The organism is Acinetobacter sp. V110_1 (assembly GCF_031798975.1).
Lineage (GTDB): Bacteria > Pseudomonadota > Gammaproteobacteria > Pseudomonadales > Moraxellaceae > Acinetobacter > Acinetobacter nosocomialis_A.
This window is the reverse complement of the sequence record NZ_JAVQNN010000030.1, coordinates 399,373-412,189: the sequence shown is the minus strand read 5'-3', so window position 1 is coordinate 412,189 and position 12,817 is coordinate 399,373. Positions and strand designations below refer to the sequence as shown.

The 12,817-nt window shown below is 38.7% G+C and carries 7 protein-coding genes and 1 pseudogene; 6 read left to right on the top strand and 2 right to left on the bottom strand.

Going from position 1 to position 12,817, the window contains the following annotated elements:
• Nucleotides 1-7 precede the first annotated feature (7 nt).
• From RMA95_RS12870 to RMA95_RS12860, 3 genes and pseudogenes are all read left to right on the top strand, one after another.
• Nucleotides 8-1,672, top strand: a complete 1,665-nt coding sequence (locus RMA95_RS12870; protein WP_311071089.1) for an AMP-binding protein — start codon at nucleotides 8-10, stop codon at nucleotides 1,670-1,672.
• Nucleotides 1,673-1,693: 21 nt separating this feature from the next.
• A pseudogene (locus tag RMA95_RS12865) lies at nucleotides 1,694-2,344 on the top strand (isochorismatase family protein); the annotation flags it as partial.
• A 30-nt stretch (nucleotides 2,345-2,374) separates the two neighbouring features.
• Nucleotides 2,375-2,563, top strand: a complete 189-nt coding sequence (locus RMA95_RS12860; RefSeq protein ID WP_235823111.1) for a phosphopantetheine-binding protein — start codon at nucleotides 2,375-2,377, stop codon at nucleotides 2,561-2,563.
• A gap of 55 nt (nucleotides 2,564-2,618) precedes the next feature.
• Here RMA95_RS12860 and RMA95_RS12855 read toward each other — a convergent pair whose 3' ends face one another.
• Entirely contained in the window at nucleotides 2,619-5,780 is a 3,162-nt protein-coding gene (locus tag RMA95_RS12855; protein WP_311071087.1) for a multidrug efflux RND transporter permease subunit, read from the bottom strand.
• Nucleotides 5,781-5,997: 217 nt separating this feature from the next.
• Here RMA95_RS12855 and RMA95_RS12850 point away from each other — a divergent pair, with 217 nt between their 5' ends.
• A complete protein-coding gene (locus RMA95_RS12850) occupies nucleotides 5,998-7,959 on the top strand; it encodes a TonB-dependent receptor domain-containing protein (protein ID WP_311071085.1) in 1,962 nt (653 codons plus the stop codon).
• A gap of 138 nt (nucleotides 7,960-8,097) precedes the next feature.
• Nucleotides 8,098-8,499: a transcriptional repressor gene (locus RMA95_RS12845; protein ID WP_311071083.1), complete on the top strand. Its 402-nt coding sequence runs from the start codon at nucleotides 8,098-8,100 to the stop codon at nucleotides 8,497-8,499.
• A 74-nt stretch (nucleotides 8,500-8,573) separates the two neighbouring features.
• Here the strand turns inward: RMA95_RS12845 and RMA95_RS12840 are convergent, their stop codons facing one another.
• Nucleotides 8,574-10,355: a bifunctional metallophosphatase/5'-nucleotidase gene (locus RMA95_RS12840; protein WP_311071081.1), complete on the bottom strand. Its 1,782-nt coding sequence runs from the start codon at nucleotides 10,353-10,355 to the stop codon at nucleotides 8,574-8,576.
• 307 nt (nucleotides 10,356-10,662) lie between these two features.
• Here RMA95_RS12840 and ppk1 point away from each other — a divergent pair, with 307 nt between their 5' ends.
• On the top strand, nucleotides 10,663-12,738 hold the full coding sequence (gene ppk1, locus RMA95_RS12835) for a polyphosphate kinase 1 (RefSeq protein ID WP_311071078.1): 2,076 nt from the start codon (nucleotides 10,663-10,665) through the stop codon (nucleotides 12,736-12,738).
• Nucleotides 12,739-12,817: the final 79 nt, after the last annotated feature.

The following is a 12,817-nucleotide window of genomic DNA, read 5'->3' as shown; positions in this document are numbered from 1 at the left end:
TAACTAAATGACGACTAAGAATTATTTAATTGGCGCTGTGCCATATCCAGCAGAATTTGCTGAGGTTTACCGTAAAAAAGGTTATTGGCTTGGACAAAACTTGAGTGATTTCTTGCGTGAAAGTGCTCAAAAGTATGCGAAAAATATTGCAATTTATGATGGTGATAAAGTTGTTAGCTATGAAGAATTTGACAACCTAGTTGATTGTTGTGCCAACCATTTATATCAATATGGCTTACGTGCGGGCGATAAAGCCGTCGTACAAATGCCAAACCGTTACCAGTTTTATGTTTTATTTTTTGCACTGATTCGATTAGGTGCTTTACCTATCATGTCTTTGCCTGCCCATCGATATGCTGAACTCAGTAGCTTTTTTAAACAAACGCAAGCAAAAGCTTATTTCTGTGCAGATTTTGGTACACAAAAATTTGATTACCGAGAGCTTGCTGAAAAGCTTCAGCAAACAGCACCTTGCTTAGAGCATGTATTTATACTTGGAGATGCTGGCAATTTTGTTGCTATCGAAAACCTATTAAAAGAAACAGAAATTCTAGCGGAAGCAATCTTGCCAACTACAGCTGATCAAGTAGCTTTTTTACAGCTTTCGGGGGGCAGCACAGGTGTTCCAAAACTGATTCCACGTACTCATGATGATTATCTATACAGTGTGCGTGAGAGTGCCAAAATTTGCGAACTCAATCAGACTTCACGTTTATTGATGGTTTTACCTGCGGCACATAACTTTTCAATGAGCTCGGCTGGTTCTTTAGGCATTTTTTATGCTGGTGGCGCGGTGGTTTTAGGTACAGATCCAAGTCCGGAAACTGCATTTCCACTTATTAAAAAACACGGTGTGACAGATGCTTGTTTAGTTCCTGCATTGGTTCGACCGTGGATGGACAAAGCAGCCAAAGATCAAGATTCAATATTATCGACTCTACGTTGTTTACAAGTCGGAGGCGCGCGTTTACCCGATGCTGTTGCCTTACGTTTAATTGATGAGTTTAAGGTTAATTTGCAACAGGTCTTTGGAATGGCTGAAGGGCTGGTGAACTACACCCGTTTTGGTATGTCAAAAGAACAAATTATTCATACTCAAGGTTTAAAAATATCACCAGATGATGAAATTTTGGTATTGGATGATCATGACCAACCCGTAGACGCTGGAGAGGTAGGGCATCTACTCACTCGTGGTCCTTATACCATTCGCGGCTATTACCAAGCACCAGAGCACAACGCTCGTTCTTTTACACCGGATGGTTTTTATCGAACAGGCGATTTAGTACGTATTCGAGAAGATGGCTGCATTGTTGTGGAAGGGCGTTCAAAAGAACAAATCAATCGCGCTGGTGAAAAAATTGCGACCGAAGAAGTTGAACAAGCTTTATTAACTCATCCACAAATTCGCCTAGCAGCATTGGTTGCTATGCCTGATGAGATTATGGGTGAAAAGAGCTGTGCTTTTGTTGCATGGCAAGCACACGCTGATGATCCAAGCCCAATTCGTCTTGCAATGTCAGTTCGTCAACATCTGAAAGACTATGGACTTGCTATCTACAAAATTCCCGATCGAGTCGAATTTATCGAGCAATTTCCATATACAGCCTTTGGAAAAATCGACAAAAAAAGATTACGTCAACAATTTGAAACCAACACCAATGTTCTTGCTTAAAGATAAAAAAGGAAAAATTTGATGAGTATTCCTAAAATTGCCAGTTACAGCATGCCACAAGCGCACGAGTTTACAGCGAATAAAACACATTGGCAGTTGCATACCGATCGTGCTGTTTTATTAGTACATGATATGCAGCAATATTTTTTAGATTTTTATGATCAAACTCAAGCGCCTATTCCAGAGCTCATTAAAAATACCAAAGAACTGATTGAAACTGCGCGTAAATTTAATATCCCTGTCGTCTATACTGCACAGCCCGGTAACCAGACACCTGAACATCGCCAGTTATTAACGGACTTTTGGGGAACTGGTCTAAAAGATGACCCATATATTACCCAAATTTTGCCGGAAATTACGCCTGATAAAAATGATACTGTCTTAACAAAATGGCGTTATAGCGCTTTTAAATTTTCTCCACTCGAACAACTTATGCGTGAGTCAAACCGCGATCAACTGATCATTTGTGGTGTCTATGCCCATATTGGTTGCCTCATGAGTGCGGCAGAAGCCTTTATGCTAAATATTCAGCCGTTTTTATGCGGAGATGCACTTGCTGACTTTAGCCGTGAAGAACACGATATGGCTTTAAAATATACAAGTACACGTTGTGGGCAAGTCATGACAACTCAGCAAGTCACACGAGCTTGGGCGCTTGAACAAGCTGCATCACCACTCACTGAAGAAGGTATTGTTTTGGCAGTGAGTGAACAGCTTCAGATTCCTGCATCAGACATTCAGTTAAATGATGATTTACTCATGCTTGGACTTGATTCGGTACGCCTCATGACATTAGTGGGTAAATGGCAAGCTTACGGCGCACAAGTGAGTTTTGAAGATTTAGCTGAACAACCAACACTAGAAGTTTGGATTGATAAACTAGTCGCTTAAATTGAAAGAATAAAAAATGGCAGATTTAATATCTGCCATTTTTTTATTTTAACTTTTAAAAGGATGTATTGTCCTTTTTAATACGACTGTTAAATCTCAAAGTTCGACTCAACCATAGTTTACTCATTGCCCACTGAAAACTCGGTAAACTATGAACCACAACAAAGAAGAACACAGTAAATAGCGGTACAAGTAAAATACCAAACACGACACTACCAAATACACTCATTCCAATTTCATATCTACTTGCAGCGCCTGCACCAGTTGCAAAAATTAAAGGAACCACACCAGCACCAAAGGCAAGAGATGTCATCAAAATCGGACGTAAACGTAGCTTTAAAGCCTCACTTGCCGCATCGATTTTACTTTTCCCTTGTTTGAGTGCTTGAGTCGCAAACTCAACAATGAGAATCGCATTTTTACAAGATAAGCCAATACCTGTTAATAGGGCAATTTGAAAGTAAACATCGTTAGGTAACTTAAAAATCCAAGCAAAAATAATAGTGCCTGTAATGCCTAGCGGAAGCCCAAGCAAAATAATAAGAGGCACTTTCCAGCTTTCATATAAAGCAGCTAAACATAAGAAAATAAATAAAATAGAGATAATGTATAAGAATAAGGCTTGCTGACTGGATTGCTGCTCTTGTAACGAGAGACCACTCCATGCGACATCTATACCAGACTGTTTACTGACCATATCACTTAACTGTTGCATTGCTTGACCTGAGCTAAAGCCAGAACTTACATTTGCTTCAAGTTGAATGGCAGCCAGTCCCATAAATCGGGTAAGAGCTTCTGGGCCACCTGTCCACTGACTTTGCGCAAAATGAGCAAGGGAAAGCATTCCACCTGTATTATTTCGTACATGCCAATACGCTAAATCTTCAGGTTTAGAACGAAACTCTGAATCACCTTGCATAATGATTCTCTTAATTCGACCTCGTTCAACAAAATCGCCAACATAGTTTCCACCCCAAGCAGTCGATAGTGTTGAGCGAATTGCTTGTTGGTCAATTCCTAACATTTTGGCTTTATTTTGATCGAGTTGAATAAATACTTCGGCTTTATCTTCACTCACAAGCGGACTTAGATTTTCAAAGGCCGAATAATTTCGAGATTCTTTTTCTAAGGCTTTATATTGTTTAATTAATTCATCGCGCCCTTGACCATTTACATCTCTAAGCCAAAGTTCTAAAGCATCAGATTGACCTAAACCCGATACACTTGGTGGCATTCCTACCATGACTTTAGCTGGCAAGTTTTTTTGTAAATATGCTTGGGCACGTTCACGAATAGCACTCGCCGTATTGGCTTCTCCTTTACGCTCATTCCAATGTTTAAGCGAAACAAAGGCCATACCTAAATTTGGACCGCTCCCTGAAAAGTTTTGTCCATTTACGACCAGTACGGTATTAATATTTTTGCCTTCATGTTCAAAGAAATAATTATTGACGAGTCTTCCAATTTCTTCGGTTTGAGTCATTGAAGCACTGTTATGCAAACTATAGGGAACAGCAAGTAATCCTTGATCTTCATTTGGAATAAAGCTTGTAGGCAAACTGCGGTAAATCATCAATAGAATAACCGCGATGCCCACGACCAATAGACTGGAAAATACTTTAAACTGGATTAAACGAACAGATAAAAAACTAAAAGCTGATCTGACTTTTTGAAGAGCAAGCTCAAGCATTTGTCCCCATTTTGGTTTTTTATTATGTTTTTTTAATAGAACTGCGCACATTGCAGGTGTAATGGTCATGGCTACAAATAGCGATAACAACATGGCTGCTGCTAATGTAATAGAGAACTGACGGTAAATCATACCCGTCGAACCACTAAAAAAAGCCATTGGAATAAATACCGCGGTTAAGACCAGCGTAATACCCACCAATGCACCGCTAATCTCTTGCATCGACATTAAACAAGCTTCACGTACACTTAGCTGTTGTTCGTGCATAAGCCGTTCCACATTTTCCACGACTACAATCGTATCATCAACCAATAACCCAATCGCTAAAACTAGAGCAAATAGGGTAAGTGTGTTAATGCTCATCCCAAATAAATACAACACCACAAATGTGCCACTTATGACGATGGGAACTGTAATGGTTGGAATAAGAGTTGCACGCCAATTTTGTAAAAAGAGATACATCACAATAACAACAAGCACGATTGCTTCAAGCAAAGTGATAATGACCTGCTTAATTGACTCTTCAATAAATGGTGTATTGTCTCGTGGATAAATGACTTTATATCCAGCTGGTAAATGCTGGCTAAGCTGAGCCATTTTTTCTTTAATAAGAGCAGAGGTTTCAATTGCGTTTGCATCGGGACTCAATGAAATGCCCAAACCAGCAGAAGGGTAGCCGTTTAGCGTATTAATACTTTCATAGTTTTCGGCACCTAACTCGACTCTCGCTACATCTTTTAAATAAACCAGACTACCATCTACATTGGCTTTAACCACAACCGATTTAAAATCGTTGACTGTTTTTAGCCGCGAACCCGCAGTGACTTTGGCATAAATATTCTGTTCAGCGGCCGAAGGCATGGCACCAATGGAACCTGCAGCAATTTGGGTATTGTAGTCTTCAAGTGCCTTTTCAATATCACTCGGCATAAGTTGATAATTTCTAAGCTGATTTGGATTTAACCAAATACGCATGGCATAACTTGAACCAAATACATCAACTTCACCAATTCCTTGCAATTGTGAAAGTGGCTGTTCAAAGTGATTAACCATATAGTCCGATAAATCGATATTGCTGGCTTTACCTGTCTCATCGTATAGCCCCACAATTAACAGCATATCACCTGTGGTTTTCCAAATATTTACCCCTTGCCGTTGCACTTGCTCGGGGAGACGGTTTAATGCACTGTTAATGCGATTTTGTACTTGTAATTGTGCTTTATCGATATCTGTACCAATTTTAAAGTGAATATCAATGCTACCCGTTCCCGAAGATTCACTATTTGATGTGAAATAAAGTAAGTTATCTAGTCCTTTGATTTGTTGTTCTAAAATCTGCGTTACGCTTTCTTCAACTGTTTCAGCCGAGGCGCCACGGTAGTTAGCAACCACTCTAACGCTTGGGGGAGCAAGGTTTGGATAACGTTCAACTGGCATTGCCCGAATAGAGAAAAAACCAAAAATAAGAATAGTAATGGCAATGACAGATACAAAAATGGGGTGATAAATAAAAAATCGAGAGAGCATTGTTATGTCTACTTTAAGCTTGTTTTCAATAGGTTTTTAGGCACACCAAATTGCAATGTTAACTTTTTTAAACCAAACAAACAATAATGATTATCATTATATAAATAATAATTACTTTTATCTTGAACAATAAAAGTCATGGGGCTATCATGCTCGGCACATCATAAATGATAACAATTATCATATGGTAATCGTTATAAAGTATAAGGACCGAGAAATGACATTAACGAAAAAGGCGCTGGTGGTCGCTCTCTCAACACTGCTTCCATTCGCAGTCCAAGCAAATACAGATATTGAGCAACAGGGTACAAATGAACCTGTTCAAAAACTTAAAACTATTGTGGTTTCTGCTGCTTTAAAAGAACAAGATGTAGATAAAGCACCCGCATCTATTAGTGTCATCACGAGTGAAGATATTGAACGTAGTGCAGCACTTAGCCTTGCAGACGTTTTACAAAAACAAGCAGGGGTATATAACTATAACAGTGGTCAAGATAAAATCGTTATACGGGGAATGCTGAATACCTCGGGGAACTACACCTTAATTCTTTTAAACGGTAAACGCATGTCATCTAATGGCGCCATGTGGCGAGGTAATGACTTTGACTGGAGCGCAATTCCTTTAAATAGCATTGAGCGTGTTGAAGTGATTCGTGGGCCTATGTCATCACTCTATGGCGCAGATGCGATGGGCGGCGTCATTAACATCATTACTAAAAAAGCAGAAGATGGACAATTACACGGTTCTATTTTTGGTCAGTATAACCGAGCAGACCGTGGTGATGGTAAAAACCAGTACCGTTACGGGTTTAACCTATACGGTGGTTTAACCGATAATTTAAGTTTTACTTTGGCAGGCGACGCCTATAACCGTGATGCGTGGTATAGAAATGGCCAGCCAGATCCAGATGGTGCATATTTTGTAGAAAAAGATACCAAAAACCTAAATGGTACTTTAAGCTGGAATATTAATGACCAGCAAACCTTAGATCTAGATTTGGGTTATAACAACGATAAACGCCCGCTGACGCAAGATGCAGCAACATCTATTCAAGAATCTGAAATGAAGCGAACCAATGTAGGCATTGCTCATCGTGGTAAATGGGCTTGGGGTAAAACAGAAGCTTATATTGGTAAAGAAACAGCTAAAATCTATGACTATGACAGTGAGTACGATGCACCGCAAAGCCGTCACTATAAACAAGAAAATTTAATTGGTCGTGCTTTTGCCAACTTTGACTGGCTCATGAATAACACGACTGCTGGTTTCGATTATAAAGACCAGAAAATTACAGACGTTGTAAGTTATATCGGCACTGGAAAAAATCAGCAAAAAAGCTACGGTATTTTTGTGCAAAACGATACCCATATTAATGATGCACTTACCTTAACATTAGGTGGTCGTTATGACGATTTTGATGACTTTGATGGTAAAACTACGGGTAAAGCTTATTTAGCATATCAACTCGCTGAAGGAGTCATAGTTAAAGGGGGTGTGGGACAGGCATATAAAGTACCAGCACCTGCTCAGTTAGACATTAACTACTCGATGATTTCATGTGGAGGTAGTTGCCACATTCGAGGTAATCCAAATTTAGCACCTGAAGAAAGTACAAACTATGAAGCGTCTTTAATTGTGACGCGTCCAAACTGGAATGCTGGCGTTACGATTTTCCAAAACGATGTAAAGAACTTGATTGAAGCCATTACCTTAAGTGATGGTGACCTGCGTTTAGTAGGTGATTTTAGAAAAATCTGGACCAATGTCAGTCGTGCAGAACTCAAAGGTGTTGAGCTTACAGGTGGATATGATTTCACTGACAATTTAGGTGTTAAGGCAAACGCAACTTATCTGGATACGAAAAACAAAACTACAGGTAAAGACTTAACTGAACGACCAGAATGGCTTGCCAATGGCTCTATTTCTTGGGCACCAGTTCAAGACTTTCGTGTAAATGCAGGCGTGAGTTATGTAGGCAAACAAATGTACTCAGCGACTAAAGAATTACCAGCTTATACGACCTATGACCTTACGTTTACCTCGCCAATTTCGCCACGTTTAACACTGGACTACGGTGTGAAAAACCTGACCGATGTTGACTTGGAAGATAAAAACAAAACTTTTAATACCAAACTTTATGGCCGCAATTACTTTGTGAAAGCGACTTATAGTTTCTAAGTTAAAACTAAGTACAAAGCCTATTCGTAGGGGAATAGGCTTTGTTTTTTATTAGGCAAATATCCATAATTTTCAAACCAATGTAGACAAAATAATTTTAAGAATTTCTATACTTTTCAACATTAAGGCTAATTAATCATGACGGCAACTTCAAAATCATTATTAAATGGACTACCAATAAAAAAATCGAGAATACAGGTTTTTGAAATTTTAAATCAAAATCCACAAGGCTTAAGCGCGGTGAGTATTTATGCACAAATTAAAAATGAACATAAAATTACGCTCGGAACAATTTACCGAATTCTATCTGAGTTTGAAAATCGCAAGCTTATCAAAAGGGTCTTCTTAGGAAAAAGTAAAAGTATTTATAAAATCAGAAAAGATAAAATGAGCTGTAACTTAATTTGTCTTAAAACCGCGGAAGCCTCTAGCTTTGAACATGAGAAAGTTAAGGAATTACTTCATGAGGTTATGGACATTATTTTTGCGAATACAGGAACTAATATCAGCAGTATTGAACTTAATCTCTATACTGAATAAAGAATCCCTTTTAAATTTTCATATAAAAAAATAAAGGACAGCTTCGTACTGTCCTTTATACGTCACTCAATCAATTACTTGATGACTTTAATTCGGGTTGTAGCCGGAATAATTAACGGTGAATTTTTAGCAACATAGCTCTCAAAGGCATCAATATCTTGACCACCACCAACACGGTTCTGGCCATCCTTTAACACCGTAAAGTTGTCACCACCATCTGCCAAGAAGCTATTGACTGTTACACGGTATACCTTGGTGTCAACCAATGGGGAACCAGCAATCATAATATTGCTTGCTCTCGGTGAAGCTGTTGTATTTGCTGAATATTGATAACTTAGCTCTTTAGAAGGCTGTAAAATTTTAGGTGAGTTTGCATTTCCACCAGTCCATTGCTGCTCAAGGACATCTCGAATTTGTTTACCGGTCAAACTCAGCGTCACAATCGAATTACCAAAAGGCTGAACTGCAAAAATATCACCAAAGGTAATTTGGTTATTTGTATTAATCAGTAAATCGGCACGTACACCACCTGGGTTCATGAGTGTAAAGTCTGAACCTTGGTCGCTTGCTTTAAGAGCAGAGGCTTGCTGTGCATCAGCAATCATATCGCCTAACGGACTTTCACCACTTTCGACTTGAGTACGGCTCACAACGGCAGTAGACGTTCCAACCACGCGCCCAGAAATAGTCGTTACTGCTTGACGGTATTTGTCTAAAATCGCTTCGATACTTGGTGTCTTACTAAATTTTTGATAAAGATCTGTAAGGCTTACAGTGGTGGTACCTGAAGTATAGGCCTCACTTTGAACCGGAACTTGTTTAGCATCTTTTTTAATGATGTCGCCGGTTTTACCATCTAGCTCAATCTTAATATCGGTAATCAGTGTGCCATATTGACCAGCTGAAGTCAGTAAGAATGGTTTAGCCGGATTTTTAGTTGCATAGTCACAAATATAAGATTGATGCGTGTGACCTGAAACAACAATATCAACTGCCGGATTTAAGCGATCTAAAATACCTAAAATAGGCCCACTTAAACCATCACATGTTTTTTGATTAAGCTTAGTACTTGGTGCTGCACCTTCATGGACAACCACCACAAAAGCCTGAATGCCTTGTTTTTGTAGTTCAGGAATTAGGGCATTTACCGTATCGGCTTCATCACGAAACTCAACGTCTTTAATGCCAGCAGCAGACACAATGCTTGGAGTCGCTTTAAGCGTTAAACCAATAAATGCAACCGGAATTCCGCCATAAGTTTTGACTTTATAGGCTGGAAAAATGGTTTTGCTTGCATCGTTTTTCATTGCGACGTTAGCGGCAAGGAAATTAAATTTTGCACCACTAAAGTTTTTATTAATTTGGCAGGGTGCTGTGCTTGTATATTGTTGACAGCCACCATTTTGCAAACGGCGTAACTCATCTGTACCGCGGTCAAACTCATGGTTACCCACAGCATTAAAGTCAATTTGAATATCATTCATGACATCAATGGTAGGTTCATCTAAAAATAGTGAAGAAGTCAGTGGGGAAGCGCTAATTAAGTCACCCGCTGAAACAACAGTATTATTGGGATTTTGAGCTCTAAGTTTCTTAATTGCGTCTGCAAAGTAACTCACACCCCCAACTGGAATACGTACTGTCTGAGATGCATCATTTGGGTTAGCTGCATCAACGTAGCGTTTAGGCGGTTCTAAATTTCCATGAAAGTCATTAAAAGCTAAAATATCGACAGTCTGATTACTTCGTGGTGCAGATGTATTTGAATCATTGTCATTGTTATCATTACAACCGGCTAATAAAGCCATCGCCAGACATAAAGATGTTGTCTTAAATAATATATTTAAAGTCGTCATTTTTTATCAATTGGTGAATTAAGATGCATAAAAAATACGCATACTGTGTGAATATTTGATGAAAACTAAATCTTAATCAAAATCAGATGATCTTTAAAAAAATAATGCTAAGATGGTGGTAGATAAGCATGATCAAAAGGAAATAGATAAGGCGCTAAAACAGACCGTAATTTTTAAGGTTTTCATAAAAAATTCATGAATTTGCAATAAAACAGTTACAAAATGTCCGGTGAATAAAATCGGTTATACATTATTAAATTAATCTTTTTTATTCATGTTCACTTTTTATCAATTATAAGAGTCAAGAATGACATCATTACCAACTTTATCTAGCTCAAACCAGCATAATTTAGAGACATATATTAATAGAGAACTCTCTTTATTAGAGTTTCATAAGCGAGTGCTTGCTCAGGCCAAAGATATTGAACACCCATTACTTGAACGTTTAAATTTTTTAATCATTTTTTCGCGCAATCTGGATGAGTTTTTCGAAATCCGTGTGGCAAGTTTAATCCAGAAAATTAGCTTAATGAGTCAAGCAACTGGGCCAGAAGGTTTGCCATTAGTAGAAGTATTAAAGCAAATTTCGAAAAATGCGCATGAAGCCGTTGAAGAGCAATATAACATTTTAAATTATACGTTGTTGCCACAGCTACAAGGTTATGGCGTTCACTTTATTCAGCACGGCGATATATTAGAAAAGCATAAAGACTGGATTAAAGAGTACTTTTTTAAAGAAGTACAACCTGTAGTTACTCCAATTAGTTTAGACCCTGCGCATCCATTTCCAAGATTGGTCAATAAAAGCCTTAATTTTATTGTGACTTTGGAAGGTAAAGACGCTTTCGGACGCCAAATTGATTTAGCTATTGTACCGGCACCGCGTTCGTTACCAAGACTTGTTAAAATTCCAGAACATATTTCTGGTGGTGCAGAGCATTACATTCTGCTCTCGGCTATTATTCATCAGCACATTTCCGATTTATTCCCCGGCATGAAAGCGACAGGCTGCCACCAATTTCGTGTAACCAGAAATGCCGATTTAACAGTTTCTGAAGATGTAGAAGACTTGGCAGCAGCTTTAAAGGGTGAATTGTCTTCACGCCGTTTTGGCCAAGCGGTTCGTTTGGAAGTAGCAAAAAAATGTCCTGAAGAAATTGCTAACTATTTATTAGAACAATTTGATTTAGATGCTGAACATCTTTATTACGTCGATGGTCCTGTCAACTTAGCCCGTTTTATTTCAAACTTTGATTTGCCAGATTTACGCTATAAACCGTATCAACAAGTTTTACCAAAACTTCTCTATAGCAAAAAGCCAATTTTTGATGTGTTAAAAGCAGGCGATGTTTTACTTCATCATCCATTTGACTCTTTTGCACCTGTTATCAAGTTCCTTCGTGAGGCTGCACAAGATCCAAATGTCTTGGCAATTAAACAAACCTTATACCGGAGTGGCGCCAACTCGGAAATCGTTCAACTTCTTGCAGAAGCTGCGCGTAATGGAAAAGAAGTTACTGCGGTCATTGAGTTACGGGCACGTTTTGACGAAGAGTCCAATATTGAAGTAGCCAACGTATTGCAAGAAGCGGGCGCGGTTGTGGTGTATGGCATTGTTGGCTATAAAACTCACGCTAAAATGATTTTGGTCGTTCGCCGTGAACAAGACAAAATGAAAAGATATGTCCACTTAGGTACAGGCAATTATCATGCGGTGAATGCCAAAATTTATACCGATTTTGGCCTGCTTACCAGTGATGCTGAAATTTGTGAAGATGTACATAAGATTTTCCAAGAACTGACTGGTATGGGCAAAATGGCGAAGCTTAAAAAACTTTTTCATGCACCTTTTACCTTGCACTCTCAGTTGCTAGAGCTTATTGAACAAGAAATTAAAAATAGCCTTGCTGGCAAAAAAGCACACATCATCATTAAAGTGAATGCGCTTACTGAACCACAGCTCATTAGCGCGCTTTATAAAGCTTCCCAAGCGGGTGTACAAATTGATTTAATTATTCGCTCAATTTGCTGTTTAAGACCACAAGTTGCAGGGTTGTCCGATAATATTCGAGTACGTTCAATTGTTGGACGCTATTTAGAACATACTCGGGTTTACTATTTTTATAATGATGGTGATACAAAAGTGTTTTGCGCTAGTGCAGACTGGATGGAACGTAATTTATTCTCGCGTATCGAAACCTGCTTCCCAATTGAAAGTAAAAAATTAAAGAAACAAGTGATTGAAGATGGGCTAAACAATTATCTAAAAGATAATCGTCAAGCGTGGGAACTACAAGCCGATGGAACTTGGGTGCAATGTCAGCCTAAAGAGGGGCAAGAGCTTTATATTGCGCAGCAACACTTAATGAACTTAGCCGTGTAAAACATCTGTCATAGCAGAATATACATCTGCTATGACCTTTTAATCGCCTTTGATTGATAAGGAGTTATTAAAATTTGGA

What these genes read in the sequence shown, in the direction of transcription:
- RMA95_RS12840 (WP_311071081.1), bottom strand. Translation starts at nt 10,355, where the DNA reads ATGACGACTTTAAATATATTATTTAAGACAACATCTTTATGTCTGGCG.
- RMA95_RS12870 (WP_311071089.1), top strand. Translation starts at nt 8, where the DNA reads ATGACGACTAAGAATTATTTAATTGGCGCTGTGCCATATCCAGCAGAA.
- RMA95_RS12845 (WP_311071083.1), top strand. Translation starts at nt 8,098, where the DNA reads ATGACGGCAACTTCAAAATCATTATTAAATGGACTACCAATAAAAAAA.
- ppk1 (WP_311071078.1), top strand. Translation starts at nt 10,663, where the DNA reads ATGACATCATTACCAACTTTATCTAGCTCAAACCAGCATAATTTAGAG.
- RMA95_RS12850 (WP_311071085.1), top strand. Translation starts at nt 5,998, where the DNA reads ATGACATTAACGAAAAAGGCGCTGGTGGTCGCTCTCTCAACACTGCTT.
- RMA95_RS12855 (WP_311071087.1), bottom strand. Translation starts at nt 5,780, where the DNA reads ATGCTCTCTCGATTTTTTATTTATCACCCCATTTTTGTATCTGTCATT.